The organism is Acidobacteriota bacterium (assembly GCA_020853395.1).
GTDB lineage: Bacteria > Acidobacteriota > Vicinamibacteria > Vicinamibacterales > SCN-69-37 > JADYYY01.
Window position 1 is genome coordinate 90160 of the sequence record JADYYY010000001.1, and the last position, 19114, is coordinate 109273.

The 19114-nt window shown below is 68.9% G+C and carries 16 protein-coding genes; 5 read left to right on the plus strand and 11 right to left on the minus strand.

Going from position 1 to position 19114, the window contains the following annotated elements:
- Positions 1-41 precede the first annotated feature (41 nt).
- On the plus strand, positions 42-341 hold the full coding sequence (locus IT184_00400; GenBank protein ID MCC7007254.1) for a hypothetical protein: 300 nt from the start codon (positions 42-44) through the stop codon (positions 339-341).
- Positions 342-345: 4 nt separating this feature from the next.
- Here IT184_00400 and gpmA read toward each other — a convergent pair whose 3' ends face one another.
- Positions 346-1098: a 2,3-diphosphoglycerate-dependent phosphoglycerate mutase gene (gene gpmA, locus IT184_00405; GenBank protein MCC7007255.1), complete on the minus strand. Its 753-nt coding sequence runs from the start codon at positions 1096-1098 to the stop codon at positions 346-348.
- A 4-nt stretch (positions 1099-1102) separates the two neighbouring features.
- Entirely contained in the window at positions 1103-2410 is a 1308-nt protein-coding gene (gene eno, locus IT184_00410) for a phosphopyruvate hydratase (GenBank protein ID MCC7007256.1), read from the minus strand.
- A 209-nt stretch (positions 2411-2619) separates the two neighbouring features.
- On the opposite strand from eno, the gene IT184_00415 reads away from it, so the two are divergent.
- From IT184_00415 to IT184_00425, 3 genes are all read left to right on the plus strand, one after another.
- The gene (locus IT184_00415; GenBank protein MCC7007257.1) at positions 2620-4401 is read left to right on the plus strand and encodes a carboxypeptidase regulatory-like domain-containing protein; all 1782 of its coding nucleotides are present in this window, start codon (positions 2620-2622) and stop codon (positions 4399-4401) included.
- Between the two features lie 85 nt (positions 4402-4486).
- Complete coding sequence (locus IT184_00420) at positions 4487-7348, plus strand: GAF domain-containing protein (GenBank protein ID MCC7007258.1); 2862 nt, start codon at positions 4487-4489, stop codon at positions 7346-7348.
- Positions 7338-8804 (plus strand): sigma-54-dependent Fis family transcriptional regulator, encoded by a 1467-nt coding sequence (locus IT184_00425; protein ID MCC7007259.1) that lies wholly within the window; start codon positions 7338-7340, stop codon positions 8802-8804. The genes IT184_00420 and IT184_00425 overlap by 11 nt, the downstream gene beginning before the upstream one ends.
- 9 nt (positions 8805-8813) lie before the next feature.
- Here IT184_00425 and IT184_00430 read toward each other — a convergent pair whose 3' ends face one another.
- The 9 genes from IT184_00430 to IT184_00470 form a co-directional block, all read right to left on the minus strand.
- A complete protein-coding gene (locus tag IT184_00430; protein MCC7007260.1) occupies positions 8814-10196 on the minus strand; it encodes a glycosyltransferase family 4 protein in 1383 nt (460 codons plus the stop codon).
- Positions 10197-10219: 23 nt separating this feature from the next.
- A complete protein-coding gene (locus IT184_00435; GenBank protein MCC7007261.1) occupies positions 10220-11287 on the minus strand; it encodes a glycosyltransferase in 1068 nt (355 codons plus the stop codon).
- Positions 11284-12537, minus strand: a complete 1254-nt coding sequence (locus tag IT184_00440) for a glycosyltransferase family 4 protein (GenBank protein ID MCC7007262.1) — start codon at positions 12535-12537, stop codon at positions 11284-11286. The genes IT184_00435 and IT184_00440 overlap by 4 nt, the downstream gene beginning before the upstream one ends.
- Complete coding sequence (locus IT184_00445) at positions 12534-13811, minus strand: glycosyltransferase (protein MCC7007263.1); 1278 nt, start codon at positions 13809-13811, stop codon at positions 12534-12536. Before IT184_00445 ends, IT184_00440 begins: the two co-directional genes overlap by 4 nt.
- A complete protein-coding gene (locus tag IT184_00450) occupies positions 13808-14665 on the minus strand; it encodes a hypothetical protein (GenBank protein MCC7007264.1) in 858 nt (285 codons plus the stop codon). Before IT184_00450 ends, IT184_00445 begins: the two co-directional genes overlap by 4 nt.
- Positions 14666-14691: 26 nt before the next feature.
- Positions 14692-15966, minus strand: coding sequence for a DUF362 domain-containing protein (locus tag IT184_00455; GenBank protein ID MCC7007265.1), 1275 nt, complete (start codon positions 15964-15966; stop codon positions 14692-14694).
- A gap of 18 nt (positions 15967-15984) precedes the next feature.
- Positions 15985-16929 carry a decaprenyl-phosphate phosphoribosyltransferase gene (locus IT184_00460; protein ID MCC7007266.1) on the minus strand — a complete coding sequence of 315 codons (945 nt, stop codon included), beginning with the start codon at positions 16927-16929 and terminating at the stop codon, positions 15985-15987.
- A gap of 26 nt (positions 16930-16955) precedes the next feature.
- Complete coding sequence (locus IT184_00465; protein MCC7007267.1) at positions 16956-17294, minus strand: STAS domain-containing protein; 339 nt, start codon at positions 17292-17294, stop codon at positions 16956-16958.
- A 162-nt stretch (positions 17295-17456) separates the two neighbouring features.
- Positions 17457-17654, minus strand: a complete 198-nt coding sequence (locus tag IT184_00470) for a 30S ribosomal protein S21 (GenBank protein ID MCC7007268.1) — start codon at positions 17652-17654, stop codon at positions 17457-17459.
- Positions 17655-17804: 150 nt separating this feature from the next.
- Between IT184_00470 and purD the strand changes: the two genes are divergently transcribed.
- Positions 17805-19100, plus strand: coding sequence for a phosphoribosylamine--glycine ligase (gene purD, locus IT184_00475; GenBank protein MCC7007269.1), 1296 nt, complete (start codon positions 17805-17807; stop codon positions 19098-19100).
- The last annotated feature ends 14 nt before the right edge of the window (positions 19101-19114 follow it).

Genomic DNA, 19114 nt, shown 5'->3' on the forward strand with positions numbered 1-19114 from the left:
CTTCTACAATTGCTTCGCCGTCCCGGAGTCAGGAGGTTCGGATGGATGCGCTCGTGAACCAGTTGGCTCGTGAGTTGTCTGCCGCCATCTCGCAGGCAGTGGCTCAGGACCCGCGCGTCGACGCGTGTCGCGAGAAGGCTCGCGCGGCGGGGTTCGACCTTCGTGTCTCGCTCGAAGCCGTCATCGGCTTCGCCGATCGATCGGCGACCGGGCAGGGGAAGGCGAATGCGGCGCGCCGGCAGGGCCAGCGCGCCGGCGTCGAGATGAGCGCCAACGATCGACGCTTCCTGAAGTCACTCCGAATCTCCGCCGACGAGGCCGCCGAGAAGGAAGTCGAGTAGCGCCTTAGCGGCCGGACGCCTTGGCCTGCTGAGCGACCGCTGCCGCCGCCCGCGCGGCGGCCTCCGGATCGCCCAGGTAGTAGTGCTCGATCGGCTCGAGCGACGCGTCGAGCTCGTAGACGAGCGGAATCCCCGTCGGGATGTTCAGCTCGACGATCTCCTCGTCCGACATGCCATCCAGATACTTCACGAGCGCGCGAAGGCTGTTGCCGTGCGCCGCGATCAGCACCCGCCGGCCGCGCTGGATCTCGGGCGCCAACGTGCCGGTCCAGTACGGGACGACGCGCGCGACGGTGTCCTCCAGCGACTCGGTGGCGGGCAGCTCGCCGCTCGAGAGCCCGGCGTACCGGCGGTCGAACCGCGGGTGGCGCGGGTCGTCGACGTCCAGAGCCGGCGGCGGGATGTCGTAGCTCCGGCGCCAGATCTTCACCTGCTCCTCGCCGTGCTTGGCGGCGGTCTCGGCTTTGTTCAGCCCCTGGAGCGCCCCGTAATGGCGCTCGTTCAGACGCCAGTGGCGCTCGACCGGAAGCCAGAGCAGGTCCAGCTCGTCGAGCACGATCCAGCAGGTGCGAATCGCCCGCTTCAACACGGACGTGAACGCGACGTCGAAGGAGTACCCCGAGTCGCGCAGCAGCACGCCGGCCTCACGGGCCTCGACGAGCCCGCGCTCGCTGAGATCGACGTCGGTCCATCCCGTGAACCGGTTGTCCTTGTTCCAGGTGCTTTCGCCGTGACGGAGCAGAACGAGCGTGTACATGGCGCTAGGCGAGCTGTTTGACCGCGCCCCGGCCGGCGTAGCGGGCGGCGGCGCCCAAGGCCGATTCGATGCGCAGCAGTTGGTTGTACTTGGCCGTGCGGTCGGCCCGGCTCGCCGACCCGGTCTTGATCTGGCCGGCGCACGTCGCGACGGCGAGATCGGCAATCGTCGTGTCTTCCGTCTCACCCGACCGGTGGGAGATGACGCTGGCATAGCCGGCCTGGCGCGCCATTTCGACGGCGGAGAGCGTCTGCGAGACGGTGCCGATCTGGTTCAGCTTGACGAGCAGCGCGTTGCCGACCCGCTGCTCGATGCCCTGTCGCAGGATCGCCGGATTCGTCACGAACACGTCGTCGCCGACGAGCTGCACCTTCGAGCCGAGCTCGGCCGTGAGCCGCTGCCAGCCGGGCCAGTCGCCTTCCGCGAGGCCGTCTTCGATCGAGATGATGGGGTACTGCCGTACCCAGTCCTTGTACATCTCGATCATGTCGAGGCTGGACTTCGTGCCCTCCCCTGACTTCTCGAGGACGTAGTGCTTGGCGTGTTCGTCGAAGAACTCGCTCGACGCGACGTCGAGCGCGACGAACATGTCCTGGCCGGGCGTGTAGCCGGCGGCGTGGATGGCTTCCAGCACCAGCTCGACGGCTTCGCGGTTCGAGGAGAGGCTGGGCGCGAAGCCGCCTTCGTCGCCGACGCCGGTCGCCAGGCCGCGCTTCTTCAGCAGCCCACGAAGCGCATGGAAGGTTTCGACGCCGGCACGGAGCGCTTCCGAGAAGCTCGGAAGACCGGCCGGCATGACCATGAACTCCTGGAAGTCGACGTTCGTGTCGGCGTGAGCGCCGCCGTTCAGGATGTTCATCATCGGCACCGGCAGCAGCGGGCCGGACGCTCGCGCGGCGGGCGGGACGAGCGTCGCCAGATACTCGTAGAGCGGCTCGCCGGCGGCGGCCGCGGCCGCGTGGGCCGTGGCCATCGAGACGCCCAGCACGGCGTTCGCCCCGAGACGGGCGAGGTTCGGCGTGCCGTCGAGCGCGAGCAGGCGCTCGTCCACGGCGCGCGGATCCGCCGGCATGCCGGCGAGCGCGCCGGCGACCTCGTCGTTCACGTGGCCGACCGCTTTGAGCACCCCCTTGCCGCCGTACCGATGCTTGTCGCCGTCGCGCAGCTCGAGCGCCTCGCGCGTGCCGGTCGACGCGCCCGACGGCACCGCGGCGCGGCCTGTCACGCCCGATTCGAGAACCACCTCGACTTCAACGGTCGGATTGCCACGCGAGTCGAGGATCTCGCGGGCCTGAATGCTTCGGATGTTCACGGTATCGCTCCAGGTGCGCCCGCGCCGCGGGCCTGCTGCGGCAGCCAGACGAACCGACTGGGGCCGGCACGCCGCCGGCAAAGCCCGCCATGATACCACGCAAGCGCGCTCGATTCCCGGCACCGCGCCTGCTAGGATCGGCTCACGCTTCTCCCCCAAGCGCGTTCAGACGATCGGTCTGCTGACATCGGCACTCACGTGAGAGGTGTATGTCTGCCTGTCTGCTGAGGTCGCTTGCGCTCATCGCCCTCCTGGGCGTGCCGCTTCCCCTCGATGCGCAGTCGTTCGCCGGTGCGCTCCGTCGACACGACGCGGACGCGCCGGGCCACCTGCTCGGCGCGGTGCTCGACGAGCGCGGCGCCGCCATCGTCGGTGCGAGCGTGCTCGTCGTCGGGACGACCGTGGCCGCCACGCTCACGGACCGTCACGGCCGGTTCAGCGTCGCGCTGCCCGCCGGACGCTATCTCATCCGGGCGGTTCGCGATGGCTACGTGCCCGCGATTCGGGGCGTCATCCGTATCGGTTCGGATGGTCCGGTCGAACGCCAGATCACGCTGGTCAAGGAAGACGCGAACGACATGGAAGCGGAGACGAACCAGAGCGAGATCGCCTGGCGCCTCCGCCACCTGCCGCGCACCGTCCTTCGCGACGTCGGCCACGGCATCGCCGAGGCGACCGAGCACGCGGCGGCCGAGGAGGAGCCGCGCCGAGCCGCTGTCGGGGTGTCCGCCGCAGGCCCGTTCGACGCCGTCAGGGCGATGCTGGACGATGGGCCGCTGACCGGACAGTTGAGCCTCTTCACCACGACGCCCGTGTGGCTCGAGGGCGTGGGCGTCGATCGGATGACGTGGCCGGGCGGCAGCGCGGATCTGACGATCGGCGCGCCGCTTGGCGTGTTGGGCGACTGGCAGGTCAGGGGCGCGATGTCGTCCGGCACGTCGGCGTTCTGGCGCGTGCTGGGAGAGTACCGGGCCCGGGAAGGCCGGAAGCACGGGCTCCACGTCGTCGCCGCCTATGGCAGCCAGCCTGCGGCGTGGGCGGCCGACGGCGCACTCCGGGACATGCAGCCGCCGCCACACACGACCGCGTCGATCCGCGTGTCGGATCGCTGGACGGCCCGACCCTGGCTGGAACTGCGGCACGCCGTGCGCATCGATCGCGACGACACGCTGGCTGCGCCGGCGCTGCTCAGCCCGGAAGTGGGCGTCCGCGCCGCCCTCTTCCCCCGGACCTTCGTGTCGGTCGGCGCGGCGCAGACCGAGACCGGCCCAGGGACGGGCGCGCTCCTGCCCGAGGCCAGCGGGCGCCCGTGGATCCCCTCGTCGCCGCCGTCCGCGTCTGCCGTTGGCTGGAGGGCGAGCCTGCCGCCGCAGCGCGTGCGGACATCGCGAGTCGGGCTCGAGCGAGAGCTCACTCGACGTGGGCGCGTCTCGGGAGCCGTCGAGTGGTTCACGCAGTCGATCCAGGATCAAACCGGGATCGTGTTCGGTGCGGCCACGACCACGACGGGCGAGTACGACGCCGTGTCGGTCGGCGACGCCCAGGTTTCGGGCTGGCGCGCCCGGTTCTCCAGCGCTCCCCATGACGGCCTGCTGGCGACGATCGAGCTGGCCGTCGCGGACGCGCAATGGACCGCGGGTGCTGTCCGCGCCAATTCCCACGGCCTGGCCCGGCAAGGCTCGGATCGAGTCGGCGACGTCAGGACGTCGGTGCGCTGGACGGCACCCCGGACCTCCACGTTCATCCAGTTCACGCATCGGCTCAGCCGCGTGCGGCCGGCGAGTGCGGGAACCGCGGCCCTCCGGCGCCAGCGAGTCGCGCTGGAGGTTCAGCAACGCGCGCCGTTTCAGCCGCTTCCGGCCGGGATCGTCAGCTTCTTCGTCGATCTCCGGACGGCCTTCCACGACGGCGACCCGGCCTCGTTGTACGACGAGGTGCTGATCGTTCGGAACCCTGCGCGCATGACGGGCGGCTTGCAGGTCCAGTTCTGACGGTCGTTTCTCGTTTGCCGAGCGCCTGCTTCACAATAGCCGGCGGCGTCGGATGGTCCTTGCGGGGCCGGCGCCCGATCAAGTGATGTCGCTGTCCAGTCTGTTGCGGCCGTTCGTGCGCGTCGGTCTGCCGGTGGCCGTGGCCGTCGTCCTCGTCTGCCTGGCGGTGGTCAACATCGCGCTCATCAAGACCTGGAACGGCGACGCCGAGGACGGCGTGCTGTGGCGGCAGTCGGCGCAGGGCGTCGCGGCCGTCGAGATCGCGCCGTCGATGGCCGGTGCGCGCGCGGGGATCGAGCCGGACGACCTGCTGGTCTCGATCGATGACGAAGAGATCGAGACGCCTGCCGAGGCGCGGCGCGTCGTGCGGAGTGCGCCGGCCGGGCGCCCGCTCTCGTACCGCATGCGACGTGCCGGCGTCGATCGCATCCTGCAAGTGGTTCCTCGTCCCGTGCCCGGGGTCGCCCGAGGCCTGTACTACTCGCTCGCGCTCGTCGGCATCCTCGCGCTCGCCATCGGTACCTCGGTGCGGCTGCGACGGCCCCACGATCAGGCGACGCTTCACTTCTTCTGGCTCGGCGTCGCCTTCTTCGGTGTGCTCTCGTTCTCGCCCAGCGGCCGATACGATCGCCTCGACTACTTCTTCGAGTGGGCGGATGCCGTGGCCCGTCTGGTCTTGCCGCCGCTCTTCTTCCACTTCGCGCTGGTCTTTCCCGAGCGCCCGCATTCCTGGATCCGCACTGCCGTCGGCCGGCGATCCTGGCCGGTGATCTACCTGCCGGCGCTGGCGCTCGGCGTCCAGCGGATTCTCATTCTGACGAACCGATCCGGCGTGGCCTCGCCGCTCGCAGCGCTCGAGCGGATCGAACGGCTGGCCTACGTGTATCTCGCGGTCTGCCTGCTCGGCGGATTGCTGCTCATGGTGCGAGCGCTGACGAGGCTCCGCTCGGTGACGGCGCGTCGTCAGCTTCGCTGGATCGTGTGGGGTTCGGCGGTCGGGGCGGTGCCGTTCGTGACCGTGTACATCCTGCCGCTCCTCCTGGGCGAGGTGCCGCCGTACGCGCCCTACACCGCGGTGCTGCTCGGCGGCATTCCGCTCGCCTTCGCGTCGGCGCTCGTCCGCTACCGTTTGATGGACATCGAAGTGCTCGTCAAGAAGGGCCTGGCGGGCGCGGCGGTCGTGCTCGTGCTGGCGGGCATCTACAGCGGCACGCTGCGCTTCGTCGGGCTGGTGCTCGGCGCCAGCAACGAGAGCGGCAGCTTCTGGGCGCTGTTCGCGACGCTCATCGTCGCGCTGGTCGCGCCGGGGCTCCGCCGCGCCATCCAGTCCGGGCTCGACCGCCTGTACTACCGCGATCGCTACGATTACCGCCGCGCGCTCGTCAACTTCGCGCGCGAGCTGAACAGCGATCTCGATCTGGATCGGCTCAGCACGCGGCTCGTCGACCGCATACGCGACACGCTCGGCGTCGATCGGATGGCGCTCTTCCTCCACCGCGGCGATGGCGGCTACACGGCAACGGCAGCGGCGGGCGCCGACGCGGCGCTCGTGCCGCGGATCGACCCGGCCTCTGCGCTGGCCGCGCGGCTGCGCGCCGGACAGCTCTCGGCGGTGGACGATCCGGTGCCTGCGCGGCGGCTGACGGGCGACGAGGCGGCACCCTGGCGCGACGCGGGGTTGTATCACTTCGTACCGTGCGTCTCGAACGAGTCGGCCATCGGCGCGATTGCGGCCGGCCGCCGCCCGCGCGGCGAGCCGCTCAACAGCGAGGACATGACGCTGCTCGCGGCGGTCGCGGCGCAGGCCGCCACCGCGCTCGAGAACGCGCGCCTCTATCACCAGCTCAGCGGCAAGGCGGAGGAGATCGAGCGGCTGCGCCAGTTCAGCGACAGCGTTATCGAATCGCTGACCGACGGGATCGTCGTCGTCGACATGCAGGACCGCGTGTTGCGCTGGAACAAGCGCATGGAGGCCTTGCTGGGCCTGCCGCGGCAGCAGGCCATCGGCCAGCGCTTCGAGACGTTGTTCAGCCCCGCGTTCGCGGATGCGCTGATCGGTGCGCGTCGCGAGTCGCCGTCCGGCACCACGCTGTTCCGCGTGCCGATCGAGGCGCGGCGCGATCGCACGCACCTGCTCCTGAACGCCGCGATCTGTCCCTTCCGCACCGCCGACGCGGGCCAGGCAGGCTGGATCATCGTGCTCGAGGACATCACCGCGCGGGCCAACCTCGAGGAGCAACTGCAGCTTTCCGAGAAGATGGCCGCCATCGGGCTGCTCGCCGCCGGCGTCGCCCACGAAGTGAACACGCCGCTCACCGGCATCTCCAGCTTCACGCAGATGCTGTTGGAGCAGGCGGACCCGGCCGATCCGCGCACCGGGCTCCTCGAGAAGATCGAGCAGCAGACGTTCCGCGCGGCGAAGATCGTGAGCAGCCTGCTGAACCTCGCGCGTCCGGCTGGAGGCGAGACCGGCCCGGTGGACGTGAATGCGACGCTGACCGACGTCCTGGCGCTGCTGGAGCACCAGTTCAAGGTCAGCAAGATCCAGGTTCGGCGGCAGCTCTGGGCTGAGCCGCTCATCGTCCGCGGCATCGAGTACAAGCTGCAGCAGGTGTTCCTCAACCTCTTCCTCAACGCACGTGACGCGATGTCCAAAGGCGGCTGGCTCTCGGTGACCTCCTCGGTGCAGCAGCACGACGTCGTGGTCGAGGTCGCCGACACGGGCGTGGGGATTCCGGCCGAGCACCTGTCGCGCATCTACGATCCCTTCTTCACGACGAAGGCGGAAGGCCGGGGCATCGGCCTCGGGCTATCGGTGACCTATGGCATCGTGCAGGAGCATGGCGGCACCCTGACCTGCGAGAGCGATCTCCACAAGGGCACGCTGTTCCGGCTGGTGCTGCCGCTCATCGATCGAACCAGGACGGAGGCGGCCGGTGCGCGTTGACCCTGCCCGGTCCGGCGCAGAACAGCCGGGCACGATTCTCATCATCGACGACGAGGAGATCATCCGCGAGGCGCTCGAAGCGCTGCTGACGGGCGAGGGGTACGACGTCGTGAAGGCGGCGACGGCGGCCGAAGGGATGGAGCAGCTCGGGAACCACCCGGTCGACGCCGTCCTGCTCGACCTGATGCTGCCCGACAAGAACGGGCTCGAGGTGCTCGACGACATCCGGCGCGTCGACGAGGACCTGCCGGTGATCATGATCACGGCGTTCGGCACGATCGAGAGCGCGGTGGCGGCGACGAAGCAGGGCGCCTTCTACTACTTCACCAAGCCGTTCAAGAACGACGAAGTGCTCGCCGTCCTGCGCAACGCTGCGGAGCGGCGGCGGCTCGTGCTGGAGAACCGCGAGCTGCGCAGCCGGCTGCGGTCCGACACGCACCGCTTCGACGAGATCATCGGCGGCAGCGCCCGCATTCGCGCCGTCTACGATCTCATCGCCCGTGCGGCGCCGAGCCGCGCCACCGTGCTGATCCAGGGGGAGAGCGGCACCGGCAAGGAGCTCGTCGCGCACGCGCTGCACCGCCGATCGGCGCGCGCCGACAAGCCGTTCGTCACCGTGAATTCCGGCAACCTGCCGCCCGATCTGCTCGAGTCCAATCTCTTCGGCCACGTCAAGGGTGCCTTCACCGGCGCCGTGTACCCGAAGAAGGGCCTCTTCGAGGTGGCGGACAAGGGGACGATCTTCTTCGACGAGATCGGCAATATCCCTCTCGACACCCAGGCGAAGCTGCTCCGCGTGATCCAGCAGCGGGAGTTCATGCGCCTCGGCGGCGTCGACACGATCAAGGTCGACGTGCGGATCATCGCGGCCACGAACGTGGATCTCCGTTCGATGGTCGAGGCGGGGGACTTTCGCGAGGATCTGTTCTATCGGCTGAACGTGATCTTCATCCAGTTGCCGCCGCTGCGGGATCGCAAGGACGACATCCCCCTGCTCGTCCAGCACTTCCTCGAGAAGTTCGTGGAGGAGAGCCGGAAGCCGCCCCTCGTGGTCACGCCCGAGGCGATGGATCGGCTGATGGCCTACGACTGGCCGGGCAACGTGCGGGAGCTCGAGAACGTCATCGAGCGCGCGGTCGTGCTCTGCGGCGACCGCGAGATCGGCCCCGACCTCATCCCCGATCACGTCAGCGCGTCACCGGCGCGCGGCGTGCCGGAGGTCGTCATCCCGGCCGAGGGCATTCACTTCCGCGAGGTCATCATCGGACACGAGCGCCGGTACATCGAGGCCGCACTCGAGGCGGCCGGCGGCGTCCAGAAGAAGGCCGCCGAGCTGCTGCACATCAAGGCGACCACGCTCAACGAGATGATGAAGCGCTACGACATCCGGCCGCGCCGGAAGCGGGGGGCTGGCGACGGCGACGAGCCGGCCGGGGAGGGGGCGGAGGACCCGTAACGCCCGGCGTCAGCGACGTTCGCGGCGGCGTTCCCGATCGCCGTGGAAACGCCGGCGATCCGCCTGGCCGCGCGGGCGTGAGCGCAGCCGATCGCGGTCACGCCGCTCCCGATCCTTCGCGACCGCGCTCGGCCGCTCTGCGGCATCCTCGCGCGACTCGCGCAGGCGCGCGAACAGCCGCTCGTACTTCTCCAGGATCAATCCCCATCGATAGTGGCGGCCCACGTACTGCCGGCCGTTCGCGCCCATGCCGGCGCGGAGCGTGGCGTCGCGCTGCAGGAGCTTCAGCGCCTCGATGAACTCCCAGCGGTCGGCGTAGTACAAGCCGGCGTTGCTGCGGCGGCAGTGCTCGACGAGCACCTCCGCGCGGGCGTTCGCCAGGACGGGCGTCCCGGCCGCGAATGCCTCGAGCGCCAGCAGCGACAGGCTCTCGTGCGGCGACGGGACGACCACGACGGTCGCGGCCTCGAGCGCGTGCAGGCGCTCGGCGTCTGGCAGCAGGCCGGCGAAACGGACCTGCGGGTCCTCCGGCAACGGCATGAGCTTGGTGCCCATCAGCATCAGCGTCATGTCGCCGCCCTCTTTCACGTAGCTCTGGAAGTACTCGAGCAGCTCCTCGCATCCCTTCCCTGGATCGATCCGGCCGCCGTACAGAACGAACGGCGTGTGGATGCGGTGCCGGCGCCGGAACGCGTTGGCCGGACCTTCGAGATGGGGCGCGAGCGCCTCGCGGCTCGGCGGCGCGACGACGATGTGCTCGCCGTCCTGCGGATCTTCGCCTTCCGGCAAGTCGACGCCGCAGCCGACGACGTCCTCGACGAGCGTGCCCAGCCGGAACATCGAGGAGACGAACCGCCGCTCGACGTCCGTGTTCCATGCGATCGCCGCCGCGCTCGCGAAGACCTCCTCGTAGATGCCGAGGCGGATGGCTGGCTCGTCGTGGGCGGTCGGCACGAGCAGGCTCTTCCACGGCGCGATCCGGATGCCGAGCACCGTCGGGGCGTAGAGGTACGTGAAGAAGATCAGGACGTCGTACTGCTGGTGCTGGCGCTCGAGGTACTCAATCAGTGCCGGCGACCATGGGCCTTGCTGCTTGAGCCACTCGAGCTCCTCGGCGCGCCCGTGGCGGTTCGAGAAGATCCAGTCCGAATAGCGGTTGAACGCGTCGATGTCGCGGGTCCTGGCCGTGGCGAAGCGGCGAACCGTCACGCCGCGCAGTCGGTCCGCGCCTTCGGCGTACTCGTTCTTCCACGTCACGTAATCGCGCGCGCAAGTGGTCAGCACCTCCACCTGGTGCGACTCGGCGAGGCGCTCGGCGATCAACCGGCAGTGATACTCGGCGCCGCCGAGGATCTCGGCCCCGTAGCGTTGGACGATGAATGCGATCTTCACGTGGCTCCTGTCTCGGGCGCGCGTCAGACGCCGGCGGCTTCCAGTGCCGCTTCCACCATCGGCTCCACGCGTTCGGGGGCGAAGGCGTCGAGACGCCGACGCTGGCCGTCGATCACGCGATCGCGGACGGCCCGATCGTAGACGAGCGTGCCGAGCAGCTCCGCCGCGACTTCCAAGTCCTTCGGCGAGAAGGCCACGCCGGCTCCGCCCAGCGTCTCGGGCACGGCCGCGGCGGCGTAGGCGAGAACCGGCACGTCCATCGCCATCGACTCGACGAGCGGCGCGCAGAAGCCCTCGTGCTCGCTCAGCGACACGTAGGCGTGCGCGTGCCGGTAGTAGGTCGCCAGCTCGGCCGTCGGAACGGCGCCCACGAACCAGAACCGTTCGGGCAGCATGCGGTACTCGGCCACGAGCGCCCGCACCGCGTCGTAGTAGCGCGGCACGGCGTCGGTCTTGCCGACGAAGATGAAGCGATAGTCGCTGTCGACGTAGCGCTTGTACACCTCGGCCAGCCGGATGTGATCCTCGATCTTCTTGTTCGGCGCGACCCGTCCCACGAACAGGATGTTGGCGAGGCCGTCGTCGAGCAGGCGTTCCAGCGGTCTGACCCGCGGCGCCGCGGCGAGCCGCGCCGTATCGATCAGGAGTGGCAGGACGCCCGTATTCGAGAACCCGAGCGCGTCGAGCTCCCGGCGGTTGTACTCGGAGACGCCGAACGCGAGGTCGACCCGATCGGCGAGCGAGGCGAGCTCGCGGCGGCCGATCAGCGCGAGCCGCGCCATCGCGGCGTCGAACGGCGCGAAGAACGACGCCGGCGTCACGTTGTGATAGCAGAGCGCCCGCGTGCCGGGCAGGGTCGCGAGCGCCGCGGTCATCGGCGACGGCACCGCGAAGTGCAGGATCGTGACGTCTCCATCACGCGCCTCGGGATGCGACCACGGCCTGACCTCGTCGCGCAGATCGTCGTCGATCGTGAGCGCGTAGATCTCCGACTCGAGGTCCCAGCGGCGGAACAGATCGCGGAGACCTCGGGCGTTGTCGCCCACGGCATCGCCGCGATGCGCGGCGGGGATCCATTGGTTGACGATCACGCGCGATGTCCCAGGTCCGCGATGGCGCCGCGCTCGTCGGGCGGAAGCGGCAAGGCGCGGAACGCCGCCGGCCTCGTCTGCCGGATCTCTTCGAGCGTGTTCGCCAGCGTGAACTGGTCCCAGAATCCAGGTGCGACCAGAGGCCGAGACGTCCGGCGCGGTTCCGAGAGCGCGTCCTCGACGAAGCGCACGACGAGGCCGGAGAAGTCGCGGGCCAGCAGACGAGCCAGCGCGGCGTCCTGCCGCGCCAGGACGTCGTCCTCCACGTCGGCGGACGCCACGACCTCGTGCACGATCGCGGCGACGCGTCGCGGGTCCGGCGCGTCGTACAGGATGCCGCCGCCGTCCATCGTGGCCGGCACGGCCGTCGAGGCCAGCGCGACGACCGGCACGCGCTTGTGGAAGGCCTCGATGAGCGGGACGCAGAAGCCCTCGTGCTCGCTCGCGCAGAGGAACACGTCGGCGACGTCGTAGTACGCCGTCAGCTCCTCGTTGGACACCTGGCCCACGATCTCCACGTCGGCGACGCCCAGGCGGGCGATGAGCCCGTGCAGTTGCGCGAGGTACTGCTCGAAGCCGCCGTACGAGCCCGCCAGGATCAGACGCGAGCGCGGGTTGTACAGCGTCTTGTAGGCATGGAAGATTCGAATGAGGTTGTCCGGCCGCTTGTTCGGAATCAGTCGGCCCACGAACAAGAGATTCGTCCAGGCATCGTCATACGCGTCGAGGATGCGCTGGTCGGCTGGCACCGACAGATGCGTGAAGTCGGGGACCACGGGCAGGACGGCAGTGCGCGGGAAGCCGAGCGCTTCCAGCTCCTGCCGGTTGAACTCGGAGTCTCCCAGCGCCAGCTCGCACCGTGACCGGTAGGGCAGCAGTTCGCGGCGGCCGTGGTAGCACTGCCGGACGAGTTGATCGTGCACGCCGAGGAAGTACTCGGGCGGTGTGATGTTGTGGTACACGAGCAGCATCCGGCTCGGGACCGCGAAGGCCGTGCGCGACGCGCGGGATCCAAGCGAGAAATGGTGGACGAGCAGATCGTCTTCCGCGAGCTCGTTCACCATGTCGCGGTAGTCCACCGTGAGGTGCTCCAGCCGCGGATCGGCAGTCTCGACGATGATCTCCGAATCGAAGCCCGCGCGCAGAAGGGCGCGGCGGATGCCGAGGACTTCGTTGCCGATCGCATCGCCGTAGCCGAGCGTGGCGAGGATCTGGTGAACGCGCCGCCTGCTGCCGGTCCGTTCCGTCATGCGAGCACCGGGCCTGCCGGGATCTCGGCCAGCACCTCGTCTGCGGGGCGCACGAGGCGCCGCCGGCGGGCCAGCCATCCCGGCAGCGGCTCCATCGCGGGCGCGGGCTCCCGCGTGAGCCTCGCGAACATGTCGAGGTACTTGCGCTCGATGACGGGCCATGTGTAGTGCCGGCGGAAGTAGTCGCGGCCCGATCGCCCCAGCACCGCTCCGAGCGGGCCCGTTCCCTCCAGCAGATACAGCGCCTCGGCGAACTCCTCGAAGTTCTCGTAGTACAACCCGCCGTTGCTTCGGATCACCTGACCGCGCAGCACGTCGCACCGCCCGTTGGCGAGGACCGGCCTGCCGAGACCCCAGGCCTCGAGCGCGACCATGGACAGGCTCTCGAACTGCGACGGCATGATGAGCAGGTCCGCGCCGGCGAGCGCATCGAACTTGTCTTCATCCGGAAGGAAGCCCAGATGACGGATGCGCGGATGTGACGGCACGGGCAGTACGCTCGACCCGATGAGCACGAGGTCCAAGCCGTGCCGTGCGCCGGCCGCGTAGCGCTCGAAGTACGAGAACAGCTCCGCGCACCCTTTGTTCTCGTCGATCCGCCCGATGTACAGCGCGTAGGGACGGCGGACGTCGAACCGCTTCCTGAATCGCGATGGCTGTGTGCGGTCCGGGATCTCCGATCCGACACCGACGACCACGCCCGGGCCTTCGCGGCCGCTGACGTGCTGAATCATGGCGCGCTCCTCGAAGGAGTTGAACATGATCGCGCGGACTCCGCGAAACACGGGTGGAAAGATCGCGAGCCCGATAGCGGGATCCCGTTCGGCCGTGGGGACGAGGACCGCGCGGCCGGCGGCTGCCCGTGCGCCGTGGAACGCGTGATAGTAGCGGTAGCTGAAGAACAGGAAGAAGTCGAACGTCTCCGCGGCGGCCGCGACCGCGTGTACGAGCGCTTCGCTCTTCGGCCCCTCGCTGTCGAGCCATTTCAGCTCGTCGGCGACCGAGTGGACGCGTTCGAAGACTCGAGTCGATCGCCGGCCGAAGTCGTGGGGATCACGCGGACGGCTGACTTCGAACCGGCGTACCCGGATGCCGTTGATCGTCTCGGTGCCGGCCGGCAGCTCGTTGGCCCACGTGACGTAGTCGCGCGCGCACGTGGTGAACACGTCCACGTCGGCGTGGCGCGCCATGCGTTCGGCGATGTAGCGGGCGTGCAGCTCCGCGCCGCCGTTGATGTCCGCGCCGTAGCGCTGGACGACGACCGCCAGCTTCACTGCGCGGCGGCGTCGGCGTCGTCCGGCCCGTCGCCACCGTCCGGCCCGTCGTCGCCATCCGCTCGATCGTCAGGCTCCTCTGCAGACCCGCCCGCCTCCGATGGCGAGCCGCTCCCTGACACGCCGTCGGCGAGCGTGCGGCCCGGCCGGCGACGACGGCGGCGGCGCCGGCGGCGCCGTTCGCCTGACGCATTGTCGCCCGCATCCGGTGCGGCTGCGCTGTCGGCGGCCTGCGGCTCGGTCGCGGCGGCCGGCGTTGCGACGGCGGCAACCGGCTGGCGTGAAGGCTGCGGCTTGAACTGGACGGTGCTCTCGAGCGATCGCGCCCGGCGTTCGTCGAAGTCCAGCCGGCTCGACAGCGACTCCACGCGCATCCGGAGGTTGTGCGTTTCGATGCCGAGGCGCGTGACTTCGACCGTGAGGTTGTGGATGAGCTCGTAGTAGAGCGGCTCCCGATCCTCGAGCCGGCGCAGCCGCTGCTCGGCCTGCGTGTTCACGCGAGCCTGGACGTGGAGCGCCGAGGTGATCTTGTCGGGGTTGAAGAACAGCTTCAGGATCGGGCGCAGCAGGCGACGCAGCGCGCGGAGCGGACCCCGGTGCGTCTCGAACAGCGTGTCTTCCTCGAACTCGTAGTTCGGCGGCGCCGGCGCCACCGTGCGTTCGGCTCGAAACCGCTCGACGAGGTCGGAGCGGACGCCGCGCGGATCGAGGAACGTCTCCAGCTTCACTTGCGCGAGCTGCTGCAGCTCGGCTTCCGTGTAGTCGACGCCGCGTTTCTCCCGGATGCGGGCGCGGATCTGTCGCATGATCTGCTCGACGTCGATCGCATCGGCCCGCACGTTGATCTCTCCCATGGTCCTCGCTCCCGGCGCGTGTGGCGCTAGGTGGTCTGCCGGTGGCGGCGGCGGCTCCCGAATTCCGGCGCTTCCTTGATGCAGGTCGCCAGAATGGCGCCGGACTTCGCCAGCGCGCGCCAGCCGGTACGCTTGATTTCGGCAGGCTCGCCGGGAATCCGCGGATACCCGCGGTCATCCGGCGTCACCTGCTCCCAGTGCTGGAAGAGCCGCCCCCACGGGCTCGCCAGCACGTCGTGCATCATCGTCCGCGCCTTGACGGGGTACCAGAAGCTGTCGTGATAGACCACGCTGGCGATGTAGGCCCAGGGAGCGAGCACGGTCTTCAGCGACCACTCGATCGGCTTCTTCATCGGCCCCCAGTAGATCTTGTGCTGCATTCGCGAGGCGAAGGTCATCTTCCGGAACGGCCCCGCGAAATGCCAGTTCTCGGCGGCAGCCGCCGCGTCGCCGACGATCTCGATCTCGCGCGGGTCGCCGCAGCCGAGGCCGAGATCGTGCGCGAGCCGGATGAACTTGATCGACAGCGGATCGAAGCCCATGAGCTTCGCGGCCACCGCGTCGATCGCCACCTGATCGCGGCTCGCGAGGATGACGTTCTTCGCGTACGGCACCATGCACCGCGGTCCCGGACCGTCGCCGGCGAACGTGCCGTCCATGACGGCGAACACGCCGCGATGGATCTTCTTCTGGATCATCAGCAGGTCCACGAGCGTCTCGTGGATCACCGGGTGCGTCCAGTGACGGCGTTCGTTGAGCAGCCCGCCGAACGCGTTCTTCATCGCGCCGGTGGTCGTGGTGAAGACGTGGGTCTTCACCGTCGGCAGGTGGATGATGTTCTCGCCGATGAACCGGCGGGGAATCATGAACCCGTCCGGGTAGACCTCGTTCAGACAGAGGAACTTCTTCGTCAGATCGCCGACGGCGTCCCTGATGTTGATCCAGTCTTCGTTCCCCTCGTAGAGGTGCACGTTCCGGAGGCCGTGCGCTTCGACGACGTTGACCTGCTTGTTCTCGCGTTCCCCGAAGTGCGCGTCGATGACGACCGTCCGGTTGTGGCAGGCATGGATCAGCGCCGGGTCGTAGCCGTCCCGCGTCATCGCCCGGATGACGCCTTCGAGCTGCCACGGCGTCGTCGAGCAGCCGGGGAAGAAGAAATGCCAGGAGATGTTGACCTTCAGCGCCGTATCGGCGTCGCGGGCGATCTCCTGCTGGTAGTCGGCGAGGTTGAGCAGCCGGTGATAGTCCTCGAGAACCGTTGCCGGCGTGGTGCGAAGCAGTGCGACCTTTGAGCGTGCCATGGGCCTCGTTGTCCCGGCCTATCGCCAGGGACCGTAAAGAATCAGGATCACCGCGGCCCCCCAGAGCGCGACGCACCCGAGGATGGGGCGATCGGTCAGGAGCGTCTCCGACGGGTTGCCTCCGCCCGACCGCTGATGGACCAGGTAGAGGTACCGGAGGATGCCGTAGAGCGGGAACGGCACCGTCCACAGCAGCCGATCGGTGCCGAACTTCCGCACGGTGTCAGGATCGATTGTATAGAAGGCGTAGGCGAGGAGCGTCGACGCGGTGACGACGCTGATCATCTGGTCGAGCAGATACGGGCTGTACTCGGCAAGGATGCGCCGATGGCCGCTGGCGTCCTGCGCCAGCGTGACGAGCTCGGCGCGCCGCTTGCTGAGCGCGAGGAACAGGGCGAGCAGCAGCGTCAGCAGGAGCAGCCAGTGGCTGAACGAGACGTCGATCGCCACGGCGCCGCCAATCGCGCGCAGCACGAACCCGACCGCGATCGTGAGCACGTCCAGGATGACGATGTGCTTCAGGGTTGCGGAGTACAGGCCGAGCAGCACGAGGTAGATCGCCGCCACCAGGCCGAACGGGCGGCCGATGAGAAACGCCGTCGCGACGGCCGCCGTCGACAGCACCGCGGCGGCTCCCACCGCGACACGCTCCGGCAGGGCGCCCGACGCGATCGGCCGTCTGGACTTCACCGGGTGCCGGCGATCGGCATCGGCATCACGGACGTCGTTGATGAGGTAGACGACGCCGGACAACACACAGAAGACGGCGAACGCCAGCACCGCGCGAGCCACCGCCTCGGTGTCGCTCATCGTGCTGGTGTGTTCCGTGTCCGCCAGCCCGAAGATCAGGCCGGCGAACACGATCAGGTTCTTCGTCCACTGGTGCGGGCGAAGCGAACGGAGCAGGTGCACGGCCAGGGCGGCGTTGCCCGGCCGGGCCGACGTGATGGTACCTCTCGCCATGAGCGGGGCAGACGCCCCTTCATAGTCTATGAGAAGGTCTTGAGTGCGTCGGCTTCGGAATCGAAGGTCTCGAACACCGTGAGGAGCTTGGTGATCGAGAGCAGGTCCGTGATCCGCTTGGTGAGGTTCACCAGCTTCAACTGGCCACCCTGACGGCTCACGGTCGTGTAGGTCCGGACGACCTCGCCGAGGCCGGCGCTGTCGATGTACGGCACCTGGGCGAAATTGAGCAGAATCCGGCGGCGGTCCTGCTGGACGAGCGAATTGATCTTGTCCTTCAGGGCTTCGTCGCCTTCACCGAGCGTGATCTTGCCCTTCAGGTCGAGAATCGTCACACCGTCGACGACTCGTTCCTCGATCTGCATGCGAAACTCCTCTACCGCAGCCGCTTCAGCGCCGCTGAATCATTGACCGCGCCGGCATCCCGCAGGGACGGGGACACTCGACACCGCCCGACCATTGTCGGAAAAAACGCCCTCAGTCTAGGGGCTGTGCGGCAATTCCACAAGGCCCCCAGCTGGTGCCCGCTACTCCAGCTCTCGCCGCTGTTTCTTGCGGGAGCGCTTGCGCGCGAGCGCTTGCTTCGCGCGCCGCTTGTCGCCGGGCTTGAGGTAGAACGAGTGCTTCTTGATGTCCTTGATGATGTCCTCCTGCTGAACCTTGCGCTTGAAGCGCCGGAGGGCACTCTCGATGGACTCGCCTTCCTGGATCTTGACTTCCGCCACGGTACGACACCCCCTTTCCCGCTGGACTGGCTGGCCCGCTGATGACACGGGCAGCACGGTAGGTTACCACGGCGCCCCCGTGCTGTCGTCCGCGCCCGAAGAGCGCCGGACGGGCCGGCGGAACCGTGCGTCCGGGCTAGAATCGTCGCCGTGAGAGTCCTCGTTCTCGGAACCGGTGGGCGCGAGCATGCATTGGCGTGGCGGCTCCGCCAGGACCGGGAGGTCTCGGAAGTCATCGCTGCGCCTGGGAACCCGGGGATTGGGGAGGTCGCCAGGCTGCGGCCGGTCGATACCTCCGATCCGGCGGCCATGCTCGGGCTGGCGGAGGCAGAAGCCGTCGACCTCACCGTCGTGGGGCCCGAGGCCATCCTCGATCGTGGGACGGCCGATCTCTTCCGCGCCCATGGCCGTCCGATTCTTGGACCGTCGCGCCAGAGTGCGCAGCTCGAGTGCTCGAAGGCATTCGCCAAGAACTTCATGGCCAGGCATGGCGTGCCGACGGCGCGATTCCGCGTCTGCGACTCCGCCGGTGCCGCCCGCGCCACGCTCGCGAGCGGCGAGTTCGGCTACCCGGTCGTGTTGAAGGCGGACGGTCTTGCCGCAGGCAAGGGTGTCGTCGTCGCCATGGCGCGTGAAGAGGCGGATGCGGCGGTGGATGCCGCGATGGTCGAGCGGCAGTTCGGCGACGCTGGCGCGCTCCTGGTGATCGAGGAGTGCCTGGCAGGACCGGAGGTGTCGTTTTTCGTCCTGTGCGACGGCACGCGGGCCGTGCCTCTCGGCACCGCCCAGGATCACAAACGGATCTGGGACGACGACCGGGGGCCGAACACGGGGGGGATGGGCGCGTTTGCGCCGAGCCCGCTCGTGTCGCCTGATCTTGCCGCGACGATCCAGGCGCGGATTGTCGATCCGGTCCTCGAAGGCATGCGCCGCGAAGGCCATCCGTTCATCGGCTTCCTGTATGCGGGGCTGATGCTGACGCCTGCCGGCCCGAAGGTGATCGAGTTCAACGTGCGGTTTGGCGATCCTGAAGCCCAGGTGATTCTGCCGCAGCTTCAGGGACCGCTGGCCTCGACGCTTCTTGCGGCGGCGAATGGCTGCGTGCAGGGTGGCACGCTCGCCCCGTCCGTCGATCGCTTCGTCGGCGTGGTGGTCGCGTCCGGCGGATATCCGGCGAGCGCCGAATCGGGCCAGCCGATTGACGGGTTGCGGCGCGCGGCCGCGGTTCCGGACGCGCTCGTTTTCCATGCCGGCACGCGGCAGATGGACGGCCGAATCGTGACCGCGGGCGGACGGGTCCTGACGGTCGTCGGCCGCGGCGCGACGTTTCGCAGCGCGATGGAGACGGCCTATCGGGCCGTCGGCGAGATCCAGTTCAACGGGATGCAGTTTCGGCGCGACATCGGGCGCAAAGCCGTCGCCGCCGAGTCGGAGGTTCGCGCGTGACGCGAGTGTTGATT